The sequence below is a fragment of the Rhizobiales bacterium NRL2 genome, assembly GCA_001664005.1.
GTDB lineage: Bacteria > Pseudomonadota > Alphaproteobacteria > Minwuiales > Minwuiaceae > Minwuia.
Window position 1 is genome coordinate 2,183,830 of the sequence record CP016093.1, and the last position, 21,386, is coordinate 2,205,215.

The window sequence follows — 21,386 nt, forward strand, 5'->3', positions numbered from 1 at the left end:
GGCGCTGCCCGGAGTCGGGGCGCGGTGGCGCCTCAGAAGATCGGCCGGGGCGCCAGGTAGGCGTCGTCCCAGTCCACCAGGCGAGCCAGGGCGTGGGTGTCCGGGATCGTCAGCCGACGTTCGCTGATCTGCGCCAGTTCCTTGTCGCGCAGTTCCTTCAATACGCGGTTCACGTGCTCGGTGCTGAGGCCGAGATGGTCGGCGATGTCCTGCTGGCGCAGGGGGAAGCGGCAACTGCCGTCCCTGACGGCGGAGCGCGCGGCCCTCTACAGCATGTCGGCGGAGGAATTCGCCGCCCTCGTGGCCAACGACTACGACAATGTCGACCGGATCGATTCGCCTCTTGAAAACATCGGGCTCTATCGTGACCTGATGAAGACGGGTGCGGTCCCGCCCGGCGTCACGCCGGTGACCACGCTCGATCTGGCCGCGATCCTGTTCGGCGGCGCATCCGACAAGACCATTCCGGTGACGGCGGACCGTGTGCTGGCGATCAACACCATTCTCGGCGTGCCGGCGTTGAGCGAGGCCGACACCCAGGCGCTCGCCGCCAAGGCGGAGTCGGTGCGTGCCGGCATCCTGACCGGCCACGGCGAGGAAGACGACCACTGACACGCCGCCCTTGCCAGTCCCGGCATGGCGGATCCATCCCACCAGTATTGGAGACTACGGGATGAAAACCACCACCCTTCAGATCATTCGCACGGCGTTTCTGACGGCCGCCCTGTCATTGGGCGCTGCCACCGCCATGGCCCAGTCAGGCACGAGCGACGAAGCGCCGATCTTCGGCAGCCAGCTCATGACGGAACAGGAGCGCATCGAGCACCGGGACCGCATGCGCGCCGCGACGACCGACGCGGAGCGCGAGCAGGTCCGCGCCGAGCATCACGAACGGATTCGCCAGCGCGCCGCCGAACGAGGCGTCGAACTGCCGGAGACGCCGCCCGCGGAACGCGGCATGGGCCAGGGTAAAGGCATGGGCCAGGGCCAGGGCCAAGGCCAGGGTCAGGGTAAAGGCATGGGCCAGGGCAAAGGCATGGGCCAGGGTCAGGGCGCTGGCAAGGGCGACATGAACCAGGAAGAGATGCGCAAGCGCAAGGGTCAGGGCCGGAACTGAGCCGGGGAGCCGTTTCGCTGTTCGCGCATTCGACCGTTCGTCCGGTCCGGCGCGCGAAAAGGATCACCAGTCGCCGGCGCCCCTGTCAGGCGCTGGGGCTGTGCATCCAGTCGTCGCTCGACGGGGACAGCCTGACACATTCGACGATCAGCTTCGAAACATAGGCGCTCGGATTTCGCGCCGGCAGCTGGTCGCCCGCCTTGACGACGGCCTGGAGCCGCGCCCTGACATTGGCCCGGTGGGAATCGACAGGGTACTGCGTGACCCCCGTCAGCTTCTGGACGTCGCTGGACACTTCGGGGCTGGGCGAGAAACCCAATCGGCTTTCGTCGACCTGGCTCAGCAAGTCCAGGGCCCTTTCCAGATCGGCTACGAGCGGGGAGACCGGCATTTTTCTGTCCCTCGGATCAATGGATCATCTGCGTACGCGAAGCAGGTCACGCTGCAAGTCCGCTACAACCGCCAATCGAGTTCGCCGAACACCGCTATTCGTGAGCGCGCCGATTGCCTTGCTTTCCGCAGCGTAATCCGCAAGCGGACGCTTGTCGAACGAAGGACGGCGTCCGGGGTCGCGAAATCATGCCGATCGGCCCCCGGCGGCGATGACGCCCCGCCGGACGGCGGTTGACCTGCCGCGGGGGCGGGGACATCCTTGGTTCAGGTGAACGGGCCGTGTCCGGCAGTCGCCGTGGGGTTGGGCGGCCTCGGGGCGATCAGGGTACGGCAAGGCCGCCGCGCACGGCGCGGCACAGCGGCGAAGTCTGGATACACCTTGGCCAACATGTTCGACATCCGCCCGGCGATCCGGACCGCGCTCCTGCTGGCGCTTGCGCTGGCCCTGGCCGCGTTCTCTCCGTCCCGCGCCGAGGAACGGATCGCCCTGGTCATCGGCAATGCCGATTACGGCGCCATGGGCAAACTGAAGAACCCGGTCAACGATTCCCGGCTGATGGCCGGCACGCTCAGGGACCTGGGCTTTCGCGTGATCGAACTGGTCGACGCCGACCAGCGCGAGATGAAACGCGGCGTGCGTGATTTCGGACGCTGGCTGCGCCGTGCCGGACCGGACGGGGTGGCGCTGTTCTACTACGCCGGTCACGGCGTCCAGGTATCGGGCCGCAACTACCTGCTGCCGGTGGAGGCGCAGATCCTGGCCGAGGGCGATGTCGACATCGAGGCGATCGAGGCCGAGAGCATCATGGCCCAGATGCAGCACGCCAATACCGGGGTGAACATCGTCATCCTCGATGCCTGCCGCAACAATCCCTTCCAGCAGGGTTTCCGCTCCGCCAGCCGCGGTCTCGCGCGCATGGAGGCGCCGACAGGCACCTACATCGCCTACGCCACCGCGCCGGGCCAGCTGGCCATGGACGGCGATGGTCCGAACAGTCCCTTCACCCGCCACCTCGCCGCCGCAATGGTGGAGCCGGGAATCAGCATCGAGGCGGTGTTCAAGCGCGTCCGCCAGCAGGTCGCCGCCTTCTCCGAGGAGCGCCAGATCCCGTGGTCGTCGTCCTCGCTGATCGGCGACTTCGTCTTCAACCGGTCCGCCGCGGCGGGGGAGGGCGCGCGCCCTACCGCCGCGCCGCCGCCGTCGGCGCCGGCCGCAAGCGACCGCCAGATGGATATCCTCTACTGGGAGAGCATCAAGGACAGCGGCGATCCGGAGCTGTTCCGTGACTACAAGAGACGCTTTCCCGACGGCGTCTTCGCGGCCATTGCAGACGCCCGCCTGCGCGCCCTCGCGGCGCCGGAGACGCCGCCGCGTCGGACAGAGAGCGCCACCGTCGATCCGGCGCCTGCGCCGGAGCGCCCGCCCGCGAAGGGCACGCTCCCGGCCGAGGCTGTGAGAATCCGTGATTGCGAGGGCCTGTTGGGTGGCGGGTCTGCGCCGTCCTACTGCCTGGAGATCCGTCAGGGGGGCGTCTTCGAGGTTTCCGAGAAGTGCGGCGCCATCTCGACGCGCGGCTTCAGCGACAACCGTGGACGGGAACGCGAGGTCCGCATCGCCGCCGGGACCGTCGCGGCGATCTCCGAGACACGCATCATCCACTTCTGGGGCGAGGAGACGCGTTGCTACTGGATCGCCGCGAACGATGCGGACGGCGTTTCCGGCTACGACGGCTGGGTCATCGTGATCCCGGGACCGGAACTCCGCTATGTCCGCCTGCACGAGGCGGACTAGCTTTACGTCCCTGCGCCGCTCCGGCTTTCGGCTCCGGTGAGCTGGAAGGCGGCCCAGTAGTAGGGATGGGCCTTGCCGCTCTGCCGAAGCTCCCGCTGGGCCTGGCGCAGCGCCGCCCGTGCGCCGATCTCCGGCCGGATGCGGTAGAACGCCTGCATCAGTTCCGAGGTGGCCGAATCGTCCACCAGCCATAGGCTGGCAACGATGGCGTCGGCGCCGGAGAACAGGAAACCGCGGGTCAGTCCCACCACGTCGTCGCCCGAACGCACTCGTCCGAGACCTGTCTGGCAGGCGGAGAGGGTGACGAGGCTGGCGTCCAGCTTCAGTTCGTAAATCTCCGACGCCGTCAGACGGCCGTCGTTCTTTCCGTCGGAGGCCAGCAGCAGCGCCGAGCTCAGCGGGTTCGAGGGGTCGAACACCCCGTGCGAGGCAAGATGGAGGATATCATGCGCTGACGCGCGTTGGCGCAGCGCTGTCTCGGTCGCATTGCCGCGTAGCAGGGTTTCCGCCTGCGGCGCGGTCCGGGCGATCGCCACTGCCTCAGCCTCGGCGCCGGGCAGGTCGAGCTCTGGATCGCCCAGGTCCGGATTGCCCAGCGCCAGCAACCGCCGCCCTGACCGGTTCCGGCCGATGAACTTCAGCACTGAAGCGCTCGGCAGCACCGCGATCTCCCATTCGTCCATCAGGAAGCCGCCATCCGCGGTGGGGATCGCCGCAAACGGGACGTAGTGCAGCGCCCCGTGCGGAACGATGGTCACCTCGCGGCCGCCCACGGCACCGGCCAGCGGTCGTACGAGACGCGCATGCAGCACCTCGCCCGGCGCCCGCCAGGCGTCATTGCCGGGCCGCGAGAGCGCGCGGCGGAAGCGGGAGATGGCCTCGTCCAGACCCTCCGTGGAGAGCTCGAAGGCCTGCACCCGGTTCCGGTCGGCGACGAAGGCGAACAGGCTGTCGCCCTGTCGGTAGTACTCTACGATGGTCTCGCCGGCCGGGATCAGCGCCTGCAGTTCGGCCGCCGAGAAGGCCGGCACGGTGACCAGCGAGGCCAGCTCCGGCGCCTGGGCGATCAGCTCGGCGCGGGCATCGGCGCTGCGGGTGGCGATGTCGAGGCCCTGCTCGCGCGCCTGCTTCTTCAGCCGTGCCTCCTGCGCCTGGTAGCGTTCCAGCAGCGCCGCCTCGCGCGGCCGCACTGCGGCGTCGCCGAAGCTCTCCTTGGAGGCCAGGATGTCCACCAGCGCGCGGGCCTTGCCGCGCTCGGCATAGGCGAAGGCGTCGGCCGCCCGGCCCTCGCGGATCAGTGCGCCGATCAGATCGCGGTAGACCGCCTGCTTGTCGCCGACGAAGCTCATGCGGCCAGCTTCCGTCTCGATGGAACGGCGCTGGCTCTCGATCACGCGCACGGCCCGCTCGAAATGTTCGATGGCCGCCGCCCGGTCGCCCTCCGCCAGCGCGATCCGGCCGCGGCCGTGCAGCGCCTGCCAGTAAACCGAGCCGAAGCCCTTGACCCGCGGCTCGGCCAGGATCGCGTCATAGCCCGCCTTCGCCTCGGCCAGACGGCCCGTCTCCAGCTCCGCACGGTGCAGCATGAAACGCGGCTCGAAGCGATAGGCAAATCGGACGTCCTCGACGTCAAGCGTGCCCGCGATATCAAGAATCACAAGCTGAAAGAGCGGATTAGCGTAGTTGATCGTCTGAACTAAGAGGTGGAAGGCCTCGTTGAAGCTCTTGTCGCGCTTGCGCGTGAGCGCCGCATAGGCGTTTTGATGCTCGTCGAGCGCCAGATAGAGACGCGCGAGCCACATGGATTGTGTTTCATGAAGGGCCGAGAAATTGCCGCGCAGTTCGTGAATGCCCTCATAGTCGCTGGTATCCATCGCCTCCAGCCGCACAATTCGCTGGCGGGCGGCGCGTTCATCGCCCCATTCAATCTCGATGGAGCCCAGCATGCCGAGGGCGCGGGCCTGATAGAGGTTTCGCCGACCCTTGTTGTCTTCGGGAATCTCCATCATGAACTTGGTGAAGCCACTCGAGTCCTGACGATCCTGCTCCCAGACCGTGAGAAACTTGTTCTCATCCGCCAGTGTCAGGACTTCGCTGGCCTCGTCATGCGCCTTTTCGAGGTCGCCTTGGTAATACCAGGCAAAAGCGCGCATCATGCCCAGCTTGGCCCCGGTCCAGGGCTCGTTCAGCAGGTTCATCGCATCCGGAGCAAGGGCGGCATCGATGCTGTAACGGGTGTAGTGGCCGCCATTGGCCGCCACCCGCCGTTCGAGATCGTCCATGCAATCGTCGAACTCGGCGAAGACGCGCACCTGGAGGAACGCCTGGCAGGTCGCGTGAACCTCGTGCATTGGCCGGTCCGGGTCGGCGGACTTTGCGGTTTCAGCCTGTGTCGCCACCTCCTTGAAATCGCCGCGATTGACGGCTCGCTGAGTTTCTGTGGTGCAGGCGGCGGCAATCACCGCAAAGGTCAACATGCAGGCGCGCAGAACTAGCGGCCTCGTCCGGCGTGTCATCGTAACTCCGTGATTTTGAATTCAGATTCTGAGTTACTTTGTATCGAGTATTGTGATGCGTGACCAGTCCCCGGGCGGATCGGCGGCCAGCGCGGCGGCGTGGTCAGCCATGCGGGCGGCGACCGGGTCGGTCTCCGTCAGCGCGGAGAAGCCTTCGGCGGCAAGCGCGAACCGGCCGTTCTCAAGCGCCTCCCTCGCCGCCTCGAAGGCGGTAAGGTGAGCCTCGGAGAGCCCGATCGCGGGGCCGAAGATATCGGTCGGTTCGCTGCGTCCGACCACCTGGACGCGGTCGATCAGCCGGAGATCCGTTGCGCCGCTTGCGCGCGCCGTCGCGCCGCTCATCAGCACGGTCGAGCCATAGCGCTTGTTCAGGCTCTCCAGCCGCGCAGCGAGATTCACCGCGTCGCCCATCACCGTGTAGTCGAAGCGCTGTGCGGAGCCGATATTGCCCACCAGCGCCGGCCCCGTGTTCAGGCCCAGCCGCGTGTGCGGCCAGGGCCGGCCCGAGCGGGAGCGCTCTTCGGCGAACGCGGCCAGGCGCGCCTGACATTCGCGGGCGGCATCCACGGCGTTTCCGGCGTGGTCCGGGTCGTCCAGCGGCGCGCCGAAGACGCCGACGACCGCGTCGCCGATATACTTGTCGATCATCCCCCTGTGGCCGACGATGGTCTCCGTGACGATGGAGAGATAGGCGTTCAGCGCCTCGACCAGTTCCTCCGGGCTCATGGCCTCCGACATCTTCGTGAAGCTGGCCAGGTCGGAGAACCAGACCGTCACCTCCCGCGTCTCGCCGCCCAGTTCCGGCGCGCGGCCCGAGGCGGCCAGTTCCTCGACGACTTCGGGGCTGAGATAGCGCGCGAAGGTTCGCCTGAGATGGCGCTTGTCGCGGTCGGTGACGGCAAAGCGGTAGCCATAGCCGCTGCCGCCCGCCAGCAGCAGCGCCGCCTCCGCCGAGAGCCAGGGCGTGACGACGCCTGCGGTGAAGGCCCAGAGCGCGCCGAGCGCCGCCAGCAGCAGCAGTGCGACGCCACCGGCGGCGGCCGGAACCGCCGGCGCCTTCAGCACCAGCAATGCGGTCAGGAAGCCGAATGCGAAGACCAGCGCGCCGGCACCCCAGGGCGGCAGGGCGCGGAGCGCCGATCCGGCGATCATGTCGTTGACCGCGCGGGCGTGAACCATGACGCCGGGAATGGTCTGGCGGGCGACGGCGTCGCCGTAGACCGAGGTCATCACCGGATGAACGCAGCGATCGGTAAAGCCGTCCCCGTCACGGCGGCCGAGATAGCGTGCGGCGGTGACCTTGCGGTCTTCCAGATCCAGCATCGATCCGATGAGGACGACGCGGCCGGCGAAGGCCTGCTCCAGATGGCCGGTGCGGCCTGCGCGCGCGCAAGCCAGCACGTCGGCCAGGCTGTGCACGGGCACGGCCCGGGGGTTGGCGCGGAAATCCAGCAGCAGACCGCCTTCGGGGTCCAGGGGCAGACGGTTCGGGCCGAGGATCAGGTGGTTGTCGGCAATTTCGGGACGAACGCCCAGGGCGCGGCCGACCAGTTCGGCGGCGAAGGCGGTCTCGGTCCTGTCCGGCGCGCCGAAGACCACCGGCGCGCGCCGGATCACGCCATCCGCGTCGGTCAGCAGGTTGAGCAGGCGGACGTTCTTCTCACCGCGCGCCAGCATCCTGTGGGCCGGGTGGGGGCCGATGCGCTCTCCCTGATGGCGGACGGCGCCGAGCACCATGCGGCCTTCGGCGGCGCCGCGCGCGAGGGCTGCGAGATAGGGGCGGTCATTGCCGGGCACCAGGCTCTCCAGGCTGGTCGGCAGGATGAGATCCTGACCCACGACGGCGGCGCCCCCGTCCAGCGCCGCCGCGATCGCCTCGCCCAGCAGGGGCGTCCAGGCGACCTTCGGCAGCCCTTCGAAAGGCGGCCGGCGATAGGTCTCCTCGTCGATGGCGATGACCACGGCCGGCGAGGGGGAGGCCGGCTCGGGCTCCAGACCCGTGGCATGACGCGCAAGGAACAGCAGATCCGCCGACAGGCCCCCCAGCCAGGGCGCCGCCGGTGTCGCCAGAACGATCAGCGTGGCCAGGCCGCCGATGGCGGCGGCGGCGAGGACATCCCGCAGCGGCTTCACCCGGTCAGAAGCGCACGAAGCGCGTCAGGGCCGGGCCGCCAACCGCCTCGGCGTCGAAGTCGATTTCGATCGTAAGCGTTCGGCCTGAAGCGCTGACCACATAGATGCCGCCGGCGTCGAGGACGATATTGCGCTCGACGAGGTCGAGGGCGCGGCCCGGCCGGCTCAACCGGATGGGACTGGCTGGCCTGTCGGTGCGCTGGATGGTGATCATGTCGGGCTGCTCTGCAAACAGCAGGACCGGCGCCAGATTATCGACCAGCACGGGCTGTGCCGCCAACGGATCCCGCCAGGCGCTCGCGCCGCTTTCCTGGCGTTCGGCGGCCGTGAGCCGGACATGGTCGCCGCAGGCAAGGGTCGAGCGTTCGACCGCACCGCCCTCCACTTCGCTCTGGCGGGCACCGATCGTGACCCGTCCGCCGGTGATGCTTTCGTGCACGCAGGAAGCCGGGTAACCCAGCACGATGCTGCGCCCGCCGGAGAGGTCGATGCGCCGGCCCTGCTCGAGGAACTGGTAGGGTTCGAATCCCAGGCCGGGATCCGATTGCTCCACCAGCGCATCCAGCGCCTGCGCGCCCGTCACGGCGGCGCAGAAGACCAGCGCCGCCCCGACAATCTTCCATGTCTTCATGCCTGTCCCTCCCGAGCCGGTGCCGGACCACTGCAAACCGTCACTCGGTGAAATTCTGGTCACGGACGGACGCTTCCATCAAGCCGCATCCGGTTTGCGCCGGCTGCATCCGCCGCCATCGCGCGGCTATTCTTCGAATTCGAAACGAATTCATTCTTAAATAAATACAAAGTAATAAAAAAAGACATTAAATAAAAATATGTTGAGCACGGCTCCTTGATTCTGAAAATGACGCCTGTCACACACTTGGTTCTGGGAGACCTGAAATGAAAGACCTCGCCAAACGCTTCCTGAAGGATGGATCCGGCGCCACTGCCATCGAATACGGCCTCATCGCCGGGCTGATCTCCATCGCGGCAGTCGCCGCCATGACGACCATCGGCGGTTCGCTCGAGACCCTGTTCGGCGATGTGCAGACCGAGCTGACCGGCACCGCCGGCGACACAACGTCGACCGAAACGACGCCGACCACCGAGTGATCTGAACGGCCAGGGCTTCCGGGACCGGCCGCCGCGCTCCTGCGTGGACGCGGCGGCCGGCGGCGGACCCGATCTGATCCCCGCGCAGCCGGAAGAGCCTCGCCATGACACCATTCCAATCCGATCCGATGATGTTCGCCGTGCTCGCCCTCCTGCTGGGGTGGGCGGCCTGGTCCGACCTTGCGCGCCTGACCATTCCGAACGTCATCCCGGCGGCGATCACGGCCCTCTGGCCGCTGCATCTCGCAGTGCTCGGCTGGACGTCGAACTGGCCCGGCTCGCTCGCCGCGGCCCTTGCGGTTCTTGCTCTCGGCCTCATCGCCTTCGCCCGTGGCTGGTGTGGCGGCGGGGACGTCAAGCTGCTGGCGGGGACGGCGCTCTGGTTCGAGCCGGTATTGCTGGCGGCGCTGCTGTTCAAGATCGCGATCATGGGGATGGTCATGGCCCTGTTGCGCCTGCGCGGCGCCCACCTGGGCGCGGCGGCGGTGCTGCAGCGGCTGGGCGCGGTCAGGCTCGGCGGCGTCGCCATGGAAGGCGCGTTGCCGTACGGCGTCGCCATCGCCGGCGGCGCGCTCTGGACCCTGGCGCTGGGACCGGACCTTTTCCCGTGACCTCCGACCAGGGACCGTGTTCATGAATTACCGTCTCATCCTCGCCGGTGCGGTCGCGCTTTCGGCCGCCGGCGGCGCTGCCTGGCTCGCCAATGCGGCGCTGAGCGCGCCGCCGCCGGCGGCGCCGGCGGCCGTGCTCCAGACCGTCCCGCAGCCAGCGTCGACCGTCGAGGTCCTGGTCTCCGCCCGGCCGATCCGTGCCGGCGATCTGCTGCAGGCGGACGACGTACGCTGGCAGGCCTGGCCGAAGGACGCCATGACGGAGACATATGTTGTCCGGGCGGGCGAAAGCGCCCCCGAGGTCGCGGGCCGGGTCAGCCCGACCGCCATCGCCGCCGGCCTGCCGATCGTGCCCGACGCCCTGATCCGGCCGGGCGAACGTGGTTTCCTTGCCGCGGTGCTGCCGCCTGGTCACCGGGCGACCACCATCCCGATCGACGCCACCACCGGCGTGGCGGGCTTCGTCTTTCCGGGAGACCGTGTGGACCTGATCCTGACCTTCTCCGTCGATGGGGAGCGGGGCGACAGCCTGGCCAGCCAGACGGTGCTGCACGACCTGCGGGTGCTCGCCATTGATCAGAAGATGGTCCAGCAGGACGGCCATGCGGCCATTTCCAAGACCGCGACTGTCGAGGTGACTCCCGAACAGGCGGAGAAGATCGCGCTGGCGCTGCAACTCGGCCGCCTGTCGCTGTCGCTGCGTGCGGTCACGGCCGGGTCGGAGACGGATGCAACCTCCTTGTCGCCCCGGGCCGGCTACACCGTCGCGGGCGACGTGAGTCCCCTGTTCAACAAGCGCGTGGCAACGAACGGGGCGGGAAAACCGCCTGTCCGCCGGGTTACCGTCATGCGTGGCGGCGAAGCGAGTGAGGTAGAGTTCTGATGCGTATCGTGTTTTCCATCCTTGTGGCGTCGCTGATGGTTGCCGTTGCAGGACCCGTCTTCGCCCAGGGCGCCGGCTCGGCGGTGCTTCGCGCGGACGGGCCGGCCCTGACCATTCCGCAGAGCGGCGGCACGCTGCTCCGCCTCTCCCGTCCGGCAGCCACCGTGTTCGTGGCCGATCCGGCAGTGGCCGACGTGCAGGTCAAGTCGCCGCGCCTCATCTATCTGTTCGGAAGGAAGCCGGGCAGCACCACCTTCTTCGCCGTGGACGCCCGCGATGAGGTGATCGACAGCCGTCCGGTTCACGTCGCCCACGATGTCGAGCGGATCAACCAGGCCGTTCGTACGATCTCCGGCGACGCGCCTGTCCGCGTGCAGTCGGCCGGGACCGGCGTGGTCATCGAGGGCGAGGTGGGATCCAGCGCCCAGGCGCGCGATATCAACGCCCTGGCGCGCAGTCTGGTGGCGGAGAACGAGCCGGTGATCGACCGCGTCGGCGTTACCCGTCCGATGCAGGTCAATCTCAGGGTCCGGGTCGCGGAGATGTCGCGGGAAGTGACCAAGCGCTTCGGTCTCAATGGCGATCTGATCGCCGAGGCGGGCGGCAGTCTCGCCGGCCTCGCCACGGGTCAGGCGCCGGGTGCGGGCACCGCGCTCAACCTGCGCACCGGCGGCGCCGCCAACATCTTCGCCAGCCTGGCGCTGGGGCCGATCGACCTGAACGCGGTCTTCGACGCCCTCGAGTCGAATCAGCTTCTCACCACGCTGGCCGAGCCGAACCTGACCGCGCGGTCGGGCGAGACCGCCAGCTTCCTCGCCGGCGGGGAGTTTCCGATCCTGGTGCCCCAGGGGGACGGGACGCTGTCGATCTCGTTCAAGAAGTTCGGCGTCTCGCTTTCCTTCACGCCGACGGTGCTGGAGGACGGACGCATCAACCTGCATGTCCGCCCGGAAGTGTCGCAACTCTCCGCCACCGGCGCGATCGAACTGGACGGCTTCACCATTCCGGCGCTCACGACCCGGCGGACCGAAACCACCGTGGATCTGGCCAGCGGCCAGAGCCTCGCTATCGCCGGACTGTTGCAGTCGGATGTCAGTGAGGACGTCAACAAGTTCCCGGGCCTGGGCAACCTGCCGGTTCTGGGCGCCCTGTTCCGCTCCGACAGCTTCCGCCGGCTGGAAAGCGAACTGGTCATCGTGGTCACGCCCTACCTGGTCCGTCCCGTCGGCCCGGCGCGTGTCGCCGTCCCGACCGAAGGCTACGAGGCCCCGTCCGACCGCGAACGGCTGATCGGCCGCGACAGCGGACGGGATCTCGCTGGCGGGCCAGCCCGGAATGCGCGGGCGCTGATCGGCCCGGCCGGCTTCACGATCGAATAGAGGGGAACCGAATGACCTTCGACAAGACGCCCGCCCGCGCGATCCTGCTTCCCCTGCTGGCTGTGGCGCTGTTCGGCGCGCTTGCCGGCTGCGCCGAAAATGGCGACATCTATGCTGGCCTGGAGACGCCGAAGCGAATCGCCATCGACCGGGATATGCATCGCTTCGAGTTCGGCGGTCTTGACGGGACGGAGGCCGACTGGCGGCGGGACCGCGCACGTCTGGATGCCTTCATCGCCGCGGCGCGCGATCTGCCGAACCGAAGCCTTACGCTGTACCTTCCCAGCGTCATGAACCGGCGGGAGGAGGCGCGGGCGGTCAAGCTCGTCGCCGCGCTGGAGAATGAAGGGCTGGCGCCGCTGATCGGCGAACTGCGGGCCGGAAATGCGCATCTGGACGTGCGCACGGTAACGACCAGCGTGCCGGCCTGTCCCGATTACAGCCGGACCCGGATCGGCCACGCCAACGGGCCGGGCAGCAATTTCGGCTGCGCTACGCTCGCCAATCTCGCAGCGATGGTGGCCGAGCCTTCCGATCTCGATGCGCCGAAAGAGGCCGGCCCGCCCCGCGGCGAGGCCGCCTGGCGCGACGCCGAGCGCCACCGCAAGGGCGAGCGCGCCGAACTCGACCGCGAACAGGTGCTGAATTGAACGCGCTGACCGCCATCCGGCGTCCGGAGGCCGCGCTCGAGGCGGCCGCCTTCGTCGCCGACCCGGAAGCAGCGGCTGCCGTCCGCGCGGCGCTTTCCGACCGGTACGGTGCGGATGTGCAGGTTATTGCCGGGGCGAGCGAGCATGCGCTCGACTGGCTGGCGGAGACGCTGACCCCGGGACTTCTGGTCGTTGATCTTTCCGATTGCGAGGTCCCACTCGAGCGGCTGGAGCGGCTGGCCGAGCATTGTGCGCCGGGCACGAGGGTCATCGCGCTGGGCCTCTGGAACGATATCGCCCTCTACCGCCGGATGATCGCTCTCGGTGTCGATGACTATCTGACACTGCCGCTCGGTGCGGCGGAATTCCGCGCCGCTCTCGACCGGCTTTCCACTTCCACGGAGGAGGCCGGTACGGCCGCCGGCGATGGCTCGCATGGCCGCCGGGCGGTGGTCATCGGCGTGCGTGGCGGTGTCGGCGCGACCACCGTGGCGCTCGGCCTCGCCTGGGCCCAGGCCCGGGGGAATGACCGGGAATCGTCGGCGCTGCTCGACCTCGACCTGTCCTATGGCGACGCCGCCCTACTGCTGGACCGGGAGCCGGCCTTCGGACTGGCCGCCGCACTGGCTGCGCCGGACCGGATCGACTCGCTGCTGGTCAGCCGGGCAGGTCTGAAGATCGACGAGCGCCTGACGATCTACGGCGGCCCCGAAGGCGCGCCGGGCCAGCCCGCGGTTGCGCCGGAGGCGCTCTCCGCCCTGCTGGGGCAGATCGGCGAAGGTCACGGGACAACGGTCATCGACCTGCCGCGCTGGATGACCGGCCTGTTCGCGCCAGTTGTCGCCGATGCCGTGCGGGTCTTCCTGGTCGCTCAGCCGACGCTGGGGTGCATGCGCGATGCCATCCGTCTCAGGGAGATGATCTCCGGCCTCTCGTCCGCCTCGGTCGACCTGGTGCTCAACCGGGTGCGCCGCGGCGGTGAAAAGGAGCTGGAGCCTGCCATGATGGCCAAGGCCTTCGGCGCCAGGCCCCTGGCGGTGTTTCCGGAGGACGCCAGGCTCGCTGTCCGCGCTTCGGCGAAGGCGCGGCCTATGGTGGCGCTGTCGGGGCGGCGGAGCCCCCACGCACGCGGTTTCGGAGCGCTCTGTGCGGCCCTGACCGGGGCCGGGGCCGCCAGGCGGAGCGACTGAAGCGATGCTCGGCAAACGCAGGACATCGCCGGCGCAGGCCGGGGCCGCTACGTTGGCCGGCCCGGCGCTATCCCTGGTGGATACGGGTGCTGGAGATGCCCCTGAGGCGGTCGCCGACCGGGTGTCGGCCCGGCTGCAACTGGAACTGCCGGCGGGCACGCCGCGCCGGGAGGTCGCCGCCCGGGCTGAGGCCGCCCTGATCGACGGCCTGGGGAGCGGGGCAGGGATGCCCGATGCGCTGGCGCTGCGCGATCTGGTGACCCGCATCGTCAACACCGTCGCAAGCGACCCCGCGGCGTGCAAGGCCGACCGTGACGAAAGCGGGCCGGTCGGCGCCGCTTTCTCGGCGGTCTATGGCGCGCTGCTGGACCGGATCGACGCGGCGCGGATCGCGACCATGGAACGGGGCGATCTGGCGCGGGAAATCGACCCCGCGATCGGGGAGCTGCTGGTCGAGCAGCAGATCCAGCTGAACTCCGGCGAACAGCGTGATCTCGTGACCCGAGTACTCGACGAGATGTTGGGTCTCGGCCCGCTGGAGCCGCTGCTGGCCGACGACGACATCGCCGATATCCTGGTCAACGGTGCCGACCAGGTCTATGTCGAGCGGCGCGGCAAGCTGGAGCGGACCGACGTCCGCTTCCGCGACAACGATCATGTCATGCAGATCGCCGTCCGCATCGCCAGCGGGGTCGGACGCCGCATCGACGAAGCGCAGCCGCTGGTCGACGCGCGCCTGCCCGACGGCAGCCGGGTCAACATCATCGCGCCGCCCCTGGCGCTGGACGGGCCTTCCATCTCCATCCGCAAGTTCTCCGCCAAGCGCATCACCCTCGACACCATGGCCGAGAGCGGCAGCGTCTCCCGGAACCTCGCCATGGTGCTGAAGATCGCGGCGCGGGCGCGGCTCAACATCTTGGTCGCCGGCGGCACGGGCTCCGGCAAGACGACCCTGCTCAACGCGCTCTCGCAGCTCATCGACGGCGGCGAGCGTATCGTCACCATCGAGGACGCCGCGGAACTGCAGCTTCAGCAGCCGCACGTGGTCCGCCTGGAAACACGGCCGGCCAATATCGAAGGCAATGGCGAGATCACGCAGCGGCATCTGGTGAAGAATGCGCTGCGCATGCGTCCCGACCGCATAATCCTGGGCGAGATCCGGGGCGAGGAAGCGCTGGACGTGCTGCAGGCCATGAACACCGGCCATGACGGGTCCATGTCCACCATCCACGCCAACAACCCGCGCGAGGCGCTGACCCGGCTGGAGAACATGGTCGCCATGGCAGGCGTCAAGCTGCCGACCGAGGCGGTGCGGCGCCAGATCGTGGCCGCGGTCGACCTGATCGTCCATGTCAGCCGCATGCGCGACGGCCGCCGCCGGGTGACCAAGCTCAGCGAAGTGGTCGGCATGGAAGGCGAGATCATCACCACGCAGGATCTGTTCGCCTTCACGGTGGACGCCGAGGACGAGGGGGGCAATCTGGTGGGCCGCTACGAAAGTACCGGGCTGCGCCCGGCCTTCCTTCCGCGTGCCGCCTATTTCGGCCTCGACGGGACGTTGCTCGAGGCGATGACGCCATGACCGCGGAGCAGGCGCCGCTGTTGCTCGGCGCGGCCGCGCTGGGGCTCGCGGGCCTGCTGGCGCTGGCGGCGATCATCGCCGCCGATCCGCGGCGGCCGATCCGTGCGCGGGCGCGCAAGCTCATGGCCCGTGACGGGGGCGGGGAGAAGGCCGTGGCGGCGGTCCGGGCGATCCATCTGGCAAGGCGTGGTCCCCGGCACGGCGCCATCGACCTGATGCTGGCGCGCGCCGGCCTGCGTCAACCGCCGCTCAGGCTGGCATTGCAACTCGGCGGTGCGGTCCTTGCCGCGGCGGCGCTGCTCATACTCGTTACTCCCATGCCGCCTTTGCTGGCAGGCGCATTCGCCGCGTCAGGCGGCGTTCTGCTCGCCTTTGCGGCACTCAAGGTCCTGGCGGCGCGGCGGCGGACCGCGTTCCTCGACAAGTTTCCCGACGCCATCGGTCTGATGGTCCGGGGGCTGCGCGCCGGCCTGCCGCTCGGTCAGTGCCTGAAATCGGCCGCGGCCGAGAACCGGGGCGTTCTGGGCGAAGCCTTCGGCGCCATCGTCGACCAGATGCTGCTCGGCCGGCCGCTGGAGACGGCGCTGGCGCGAGCCGATGCCCGGATCGGAATCCAGGAATTCAGCTTCTTCGCCATGAGTCTGACCATCCAGGCCCGCACCGGCGGCAATCTGGCCGATACTCTGGAGAACCTCGCCGAGACGCTGCGCAAGCGCCGCCAGCTCAAGCTGAAGATCAAGGCGCTGTCGGGAGAGGCGCGGGCCTCGGCCCTGATCATCGGCGGGCTGCCTTTCGTGGTCGGCGGCATGCTGATGCTGGTCAGTCCGGGTTATGTCGATGCGCTCTTCGGCGATCCGCGCGGCCAGAAACTGGTCACGCTCGCGCTGGTATCCATGTTGTTCGGCTTCATCGTCATGGCCCGCATGATCCGGTTCCGGACATGAGCGACTATCTCGCCAACCTGGCGCCGGGCCTCGACCTGCGCCTGCTGGCGGTGCTGCTGGCCGCTCTGGCTGCTGCCGTGGTTGCGGGCGTGCTGTCATGGGAGGTGGCGGCGCGCCGTGCACTTGCCCAACGCGTGCGCCGCGTCGGCAACTTCGAAGCCCGCCTGCGCGAACGCAGCCGGAATGCGGCGGGGCGGCCGTCCGGCGTGCGTGCGATGATGCGCGGGCAGTTGCGCCGCGGCCTGCTGGGGGTCGCGCAACGGCTCGCCGATCGCCTGCGGCTGCTGACGTCCAGGGACGCCGAGGCGGTGCGGCTTCGCCTGCTGCGCGCCGGCTGGCACGGGCGCGAGGCGATGGCAGTGTATTATGTCGCCAAGCTGGTGCTGCCGCTGGCCAGCGCCGCGGTGCTCATCCTGTTTCTGTACCTGCTGGAGACGCCGCGGGTGCCGGATCCCTGGCGGCTCCTGCTGGCGCTCTTCGCGACCGGTTCTGCCGTGGTTCTGCCCTCGCTGGTGCTGGACCGGCTGGTCGACCGCCGGCAGCGGAATCTCGGCGAGGCATTGCCCGACGCGCTCGACCTCATGGTGATCTGCTGCGAGGCCGGGCTGGGTCTTAACGCCGCGATCGACCGGGTTGCCCGGGAGATGATCGCGTCCTCGCCCGCCATGGCGGAGGAGCTGGCCATGACCGCGGCCGAAATCCGGCTGCTGCCGGAGCGCGATCAGGCGCTGGACAATCTTGCCCGGCGGGCGGATTTCCCTGCGATGCAGAGCGTTGTGCAGACCCTGCGCCAGGCCGCTCGCTTCGGCACCCCGTTCGCCAGGGCCCTGCGGGAACTGGCCGCGGACCTCAGGAACGAGCGGATGCTGCGCGCCGAGGAGAAGGCGGCGCGCCTGCCGGCAATCCTGACCGTGCCGATGATCTGCTTCATCCTGCCGGCCCTGTTCATCGTCATCCTGACGCCGGCGATCTTCCGCCTGATGGACAACCTCTGAACCGGGTTCAGGCGCCGCTTTGCCGCGTCAGCAACGCCCGCCGCGCCTCCGCCTGCCGGGCGGGGTCGGCGCCGTAGAGATCGAGCGCCAGTTCGGAGATGACGGTCAGATTGCGGGCGGCGTCATCCGGCGACAGGTCCATCCGGCCATAGCGCAGCGCCTCGGCCCGTGCGCCCGAAAGCGCCAGCACCAGAGCCAGATTCTGGCGTTCCGCGGCGGTCGCGCCCGGCGCATCGGCCCTGGAGCGGAGCAGCGTCCCGGCCTCGCCAAAATGGCCCTGCAGCGCCAGTGACAGCGCCAGGTTCGCGATCAGGCTGCGGCGCTGCGGCGTTTCGGTCAGGCCGCGGCGGTAGTATAGCTGGGCCGTATCGTGGTCACCGATCAGATCGTGCGCGACGCCGGTCGCCGACAACAGACCGGGCGAGGGCTCCGGCGAAGCTTCGACGGCTTGCGCGAGCAGGCGGGCGGCGAGTTCGGGGCGGTCGAGGGCGATGGCGCAGCGGCCATAGCCGGCCAGGGCCTGCGGATCGGCCGGCGACAGCGCCAGAGCCCTGTCGTAGTAGCCGCTGGCGCCGGTGCAGTCGCCGGCGAGGCGCAGGCTTTCCGCCAGTCCGACCAGCGCAGTCAGGTCATCCGGATTCCGCCGCACTTCGCCGAGATAGAGCGCCGCGGCCGCCTGGTTGTCGCCGCCGGCGCGGAGTTCGTCCGCGATGGCGATCACCTCGCCCGATGGCGAAGCGGCCGTTGCGTTCGTGGCCGGCGGCGTTTCGTCGAACGTGCTGCAGCCCGTCAGCAGAAAGCCGCCAATAAGCGCACTACACAAAATATTCGCGTCAAATTTTAGCCACATCTTGGGTATTCGGGGCCTCGGTGTCTCGAAGTACGTAAGTACCTTGGCATATTTACATTAATTTTACGTTAGCCGCCAAGGATAGGGCGATGGATACATCACCAGCAGGACGGATGGAGCGCGGATCGATGCCAGTCCAGAACTACATGTCCCTCACGCGGCTGATAGAGCGCATGCACCGCCGCTTTCTCGACGTGCTGCGCAAGGAGCTGATCGCCGAAGGTGTCCGCGACATCAATGGCGTGCAGTATCTGATGCTCGCGAATATCGGCGATGACGAGATCATGGTCCGCGAGCTGGTGGAGCGCGGCTACTATCTGGGTTCGAACGTCACCTACAACGTCAAGAAGCTGCTGGATTTCGGCTATGTCGACCAGCGGGGCTCGGAACTCGACAAGCGCGTGATCATGGTCAGCGTTTCGGACAAGGGCCGGCGGCTGCTGGAAAGGATGCAGCGCCGCGAGCACCTGCACGCCGGCGCATTCGCCGACATGCACTCGATCGAGCAGATGCGCGGCGCGGTCGAGACGTTGCGCCGGCTGGAACGCGTCTGGGACGATGTCGTCGCCGAAGTCCATGCTGCGTAGGGTCGTGCCGAAGTTCTAGTCCAGCTCCGTCAATTCGCCGACCCGCGGGCGGGCCAGGGCGATGTCACGGAATGCGGGGAACAGATCTTCCTGCAGGGGCAGGGTGACGCCAGGGCTGTAGACGCCCTCCACGATCACGACGCTTTCCCCCGGCGCGAGGGTCACCCCGTCGGGCAGTTCGGCGGTCCCGCCGGTGGCGCCGATCCGGCTGCCTTCGGCCAGGCCGCCGCCGGCCACCTGCCAGCGCACGGTCGGCGGTCCGTCGGCGCTGCCGGTCACGCCGCTGGCGATGAAGCGGCTGCGTTCGGCGGCGCCGAAGGGTGCCATGAGCCGCTCACCCGACTGGACGATGTTCAACGCCTCGCCCGAACCGAGCGTCAGCGCGCGCGTTGCCGCGTCTGCCATGGTCCACGTGGCGTCCTGCAGCCTGGACTTGAGCAGGATATAGCGGCCCGCGTCGAAAGCGGTCACTGTCAATCCGATCAGGATGGGCAGCGCCAGGGCGAACTCCAGCGCGGCACTGCCGCCGCGGTCGCTCAGCAGACGGCGTATCGGCTCAGAAGGGTTCATTCTGCACCGTCAGCGTGGTGGTGAGCACGCGCCCTTCGAACAGCCGGCCGATCCCCGGCGTGATGGCCCGCCAGACATGTTCCAGACGGTAGACGACGACATCGGACGCGCCGCCGGCGCCCGGGACGCCTGCGCCGTCGTCGCGGATTCCGTTGCCATTGTTGTCCGTGAACGGCTCCGAAGGGTCGTGGACGCCGTCACCGTCGCTGTCGGTGAACGGCTCGGCCGGCCCGGCCTCGCCGAAGCCGGCGTGAGCCGCAGCGGTCACCCGGATCTCGTCCGCCGGCACGATGCCCGCGGTGGCCCGCTCGACGGCCGCCGCGATCCAGGCGCCGTCGTCGGGCGCGCGTCCCGTCATGCCCAGCCGCACCGCGCGGTGCGCCGCCGTATCCATCGCCTGCCGCGCGAAGCCGATCATGGAGATCTCGAAGACCGTCGTCATCAGGCTCAGCGCAACCCCCGCGATCAGGGCGAATTCGACCGTACTGGCGCCGCCGCGGTCCCGCAGTAGTCGGGCCAGCGTGCTCATTCGACGATCCTCGGCCGGGTCAGTTCACGCCCGATCGCCCCGAAGGCGCTGGCCAGGGTCTCGTTGTCGGGCGAATGGAAGTAGTTCTCCGGCCGGCTGGCGCAGGCGCGGTAGAGCGCTTGTGTGCCGCTGTCGGGTGTGCTGCCGAAGGTGATGGTGAAGATGCGGATGTCCTCGGCCTTCATCGCGTCGCATATGCGCTGCAGCCGACGGTCGACCTCCCGGCGGGCGTCGTTCAGGGAGCCATAGCCGAAGTCGTGCAGCCGGCCATAGGCGGTGAAGTCGGAGCCGCCCGGCCCGCGGCCGTCATTCTCATCGTGGTCGCGCCAGTCGTAGAACTGGTTCTGGCCGTCGGTGAGCAGGATCGCCACCTTCTCCATGAGCGGAGTACCCCGGGCCAGGGGCATGGTCTCGGGCGTCGGGCCACCCCACTGGCCCCGCCAGCGGGGCGAGATGGTGCGCCAGCCCCATGCGAGGCCCAGATTGCCGGTCGTGCCGCCACGGTGCCAGGGCAGCATCTCGTCGATGGCGGCCAGAACCGTGTCGCGGTGGTTGGTCAGGGAAGTGATCGCCGGCCCGCAGCCCAGATTGGGACCGCGGCCGTTGTTCTGCGCATCGTTGCGCTCGTCGATCTCCGGCCAGTCGTTGTCGTCGGCCCTGGGGTAGAGGAAGCTCTCGAACGGCGCGGCAGACGGCGGCGTGTCGGTCTGATCGTCACCGGCGCCGCGCGCCATGACGCAGCCCTTCCAGGCGCCCGGATGGAACGGGCTTTCTCCCGACAGGGCCGGGTCGCTGAGCCGCAACCAATCCTGTCGGTGGGCGCCCACATTGACGGTCGCCGTATAGGGGACGACGGACACCCACAGGTCGTCCAGGCGCTCGTTCTCTCCGTAAAGATCCTGCACCAGCCCCCGGGCCGCCGCCTTCATGGCGTCGATCTTGCCGCCCGAGCGCATGGAGCCGGTGTTGTCCATGATCAGCGCCACCTCGGCGCCGCCATTGATCCGCTCCACCACCGTGCGCCGGTTCAGGTCGATGCTGTCGATGTCAAGCACGCCAAGGAAGACGGTTGGCAGCGCCAGGCTGGCCTGCGCCGTGACGAAGTCACCGCGGGCATCGGTCGTCACGCCGAAGCCGGTGAGGGTCGCGCCCATGAATCCGGGCGGGAAATTGGCGTCGAACCAGCGCCGGGCCTCGGGCTCGACGGCGGCCCCCCGCGGCAGACGCCCTGCCGCCAGCGCGGCCGCGTCGAGGGCGCGCGCCAAGCGGGACTGGGTGATCATGGCCAGGCTGGAATCGACGGCAACCCCGACAGCGGCGGTCATGGGCAGCAACGCGACCGCCACCAGGGCGGCCATGCCGCCATCACGGGCCCGCAGCAGGCGCCGGGCGATGCCCGACAGCGCGGGGCGTGCACCGCTGCCAGCGCTTCGTCGCTTTCCCCGCCATGTCCCGTGTCCCGTCATGCCCCGGATTGCCTGTCCTTCGGAAGCCCACTCGGATCCGCCGAGCCACTGATACGGCCCGGCGCCCGACAGCGTTCTTTTTCGCCCAG

General features: G+C 68.8%; 21 protein-coding genes. 13 read left to right on the forward strand and 8 right to left on the reverse strand.

The annotated features are described in order from the left end of the window. Window positions 1–204: 204 nt before the first annotated feature. Together TEF_10140 and TEF_10145 are read left to right on the forward strand one after the other, a co-directional pair. Window positions 205–612, forward strand: coding sequence for a hypothetical protein (locus tag TEF_10140; protein ANK81114.1), 408 nt, complete (start codon window positions 205–207; stop codon window positions 610–612). Between the two features lie 61 nt (window positions 613–673). Continuing rightward, window positions 674–1,117: a hypothetical protein gene (locus TEF_10145; GenBank protein ID ANK81115.1), complete on the forward strand. Its 444-nt coding sequence runs from the start codon at window positions 674–676 to the stop codon at window positions 1,115–1,117. A gap of 85 nt (window positions 1,118–1,202) precedes the next feature. Here the strand turns inward: TEF_10145 and TEF_10150 are convergent, their stop codons facing one another. Then, on the reverse strand, window positions 1,203–1,508 hold the full coding sequence (locus TEF_10150) for a hypothetical protein (GenBank protein ANK81116.1): 306 nt from the start codon (window positions 1,506–1,508) through the stop codon (window positions 1,203–1,205). Window positions 1,509–1,898: 390 nt separating this feature from the next. Here TEF_10150 and TEF_10155 point away from each other — a divergent pair, with 390 nt between their 5' ends. Next, window positions 1,899–3,302 (forward strand): hypothetical protein, encoded by a 1,404-nt coding sequence (locus TEF_10155; GenBank protein ANK81117.1) that lies wholly within the window; start codon window positions 1,899–1,901, stop codon window positions 3,300–3,302. Between the two features lie 2 nt (window positions 3,303–3,304). Here the strand turns inward: TEF_10155 and TEF_10160 are convergent, their stop codons facing one another. The 3 genes from TEF_10160 to TEF_10170 all read right to left on the reverse strand — a co-directional run bounded on the left by TEF_10160 (window position 3,305) and on the right by TEF_10170 (window position 8,582). Next, entirely contained in the window at window positions 3,305–5,779 is a 2,475-nt protein-coding gene (locus TEF_10160; GenBank protein ID ANK81118.1) for a hypothetical protein, read from the reverse strand. 72 nt (window positions 5,780–5,851) lie between these two features. Beyond that, window positions 5,852–7,951, reverse strand: coding sequence for a hypothetical protein (locus tag TEF_10165; GenBank protein ID ANK81119.1), 2,100 nt, complete (start codon window positions 7,949–7,951; stop codon window positions 5,852–5,854). A 4-nt stretch (window positions 7,952–7,955) separates the two neighbouring features. Continuing rightward, window positions 7,956–8,582: a hypothetical protein gene (locus TEF_10170; GenBank protein ANK81120.1), complete on the reverse strand. Its 627-nt coding sequence runs from the start codon at window positions 8,580–8,582 to the stop codon at window positions 7,956–7,958. A 266-nt stretch (window positions 8,583–8,848) separates the two neighbouring features. Here TEF_10170 and TEF_10175 point away from each other — a divergent pair, with 266 nt between their 5' ends. From TEF_10175 to TEF_10215, 9 genes are all read left to right on the forward strand, one after another. Beyond that, the gene (locus TEF_10175) at window positions 8,849–9,061 is read left to right on the forward strand and encodes a hypothetical protein (protein ANK81121.1); all 213 of its coding nucleotides are present in this window, start codon (window positions 8,849–8,851) and stop codon (window positions 9,059–9,061) included. A 128-nt stretch (window positions 9,062–9,189) separates the two neighbouring features. Continuing rightward, window positions 9,190–9,672, forward strand: a complete 483-nt coding sequence (locus TEF_10180) for a hypothetical protein (GenBank protein ID ANK81122.1) — start codon at window positions 9,190–9,192, stop codon at window positions 9,670–9,672. 22 nt (window positions 9,673–9,694) lie between these two features. Then, window positions 9,695–10,555, forward strand: a complete 861-nt coding sequence (locus tag TEF_10185; GenBank protein ANK81123.1) for a Flp pilus assembly protein CpaB — start codon at window positions 9,695–9,697, stop codon at window positions 10,553–10,555. An 83-nt stretch (window positions 10,556–10,638) separates the two neighbouring features. Then, window positions 10,639–11,934, forward strand: coding sequence for a hypothetical protein (locus tag TEF_10190; protein ANK83408.1), 1,296 nt, complete (start codon window positions 10,639–10,641; stop codon window positions 11,932–11,934). An 11-nt stretch (window positions 11,935–11,945) separates the two neighbouring features. After that, entirely contained in the window at window positions 11,946–12,584 is a 639-nt protein-coding gene (locus TEF_10195; protein ANK81124.1) for a hypothetical protein, read from the forward strand. After that, entirely contained in the window at window positions 12,581–13,774 is a 1,194-nt protein-coding gene (locus TEF_10200) for a hypothetical protein (GenBank protein ANK81125.1), read from the forward strand. The genes TEF_10195 and TEF_10200 overlap by 4 nt, the downstream gene beginning before the upstream one ends. 121 nt (window positions 13,775–13,895) lie before the next feature. Continuing rightward, the gene (locus tag TEF_10205; protein ANK81126.1) at window positions 13,896–15,356 is read left to right on the forward strand and encodes a flagellar protein FlaI; all 1,461 of its coding nucleotides are present in this window, start codon (window positions 13,896–13,898) and stop codon (window positions 15,354–15,356) included. After that, window positions 15,353–16,300: a hypothetical protein gene (locus TEF_10210; GenBank protein ANK81127.1), complete on the forward strand. Its 948-nt coding sequence runs from the start codon at window positions 15,353–15,355 to the stop codon at window positions 16,298–16,300. Before TEF_10205 ends, TEF_10210 begins: the two co-directional genes overlap by 4 nt. Next, window positions 16,297–17,295: a hypothetical protein gene (locus TEF_10215; protein ID ANK81128.1), complete on the forward strand. Its 999-nt coding sequence runs from the start codon at window positions 16,297–16,299 to the stop codon at window positions 17,293–17,295. The genes TEF_10210 and TEF_10215 overlap by 4 nt, the downstream gene beginning before the upstream one ends. A gap of 7 nt (window positions 17,296–17,302) precedes the next feature. Here the strand turns inward: TEF_10215 and TEF_10220 are convergent, their stop codons facing one another. Next, on the reverse strand, window positions 17,303–18,118 hold the full coding sequence (locus TEF_10220; protein ID ANK81129.1) for a hypothetical protein: 816 nt from the start codon (window positions 18,116–18,118) through the stop codon (window positions 17,303–17,305). A gap of 155 nt (window positions 18,119–18,273) precedes the next feature. Between TEF_10220 and TEF_10225 the strand changes: the two genes are divergently transcribed. Beyond that, window positions 18,274–18,732 (forward strand): hypothetical protein, encoded by a 459-nt coding sequence (locus TEF_10225; GenBank protein ANK83409.1) that lies wholly within the window; start codon window positions 18,274–18,276, stop codon window positions 18,730–18,732. Window positions 18,733–18,747: 15 nt separating this feature from the next. On the opposite strand, the gene TEF_10230 is transcribed toward TEF_10225, so the two are convergent. From TEF_10230 to TEF_10240, 3 genes are read right to left on the reverse strand one after another with little or no spacing between them, the layout of a single operon-like run. Beyond that, on the reverse strand, window positions 18,748–19,302 hold the full coding sequence (locus TEF_10230; GenBank protein ID ANK81130.1) for a hypothetical protein: 555 nt from the start codon (window positions 19,300–19,302) through the stop codon (window positions 18,748–18,750). Further along, a complete protein-coding gene (locus TEF_10235; GenBank protein ID ANK81131.1) occupies window positions 19,289–19,831 on the reverse strand; it encodes a hypothetical protein in 543 nt (180 codons plus the stop codon). Before TEF_10235 ends, TEF_10230 begins: the two co-directional genes overlap by 14 nt. Next, a complete protein-coding gene (locus TEF_10240) occupies window positions 19,828–21,189 on the reverse strand; it encodes a hypothetical protein (protein ANK81132.1) in 1,362 nt (453 codons plus the stop codon). The genes TEF_10235 and TEF_10240 overlap by 4 nt, the downstream gene beginning before the upstream one ends. Window positions 21,190–21,386: the final 197 nt, after the last annotated feature.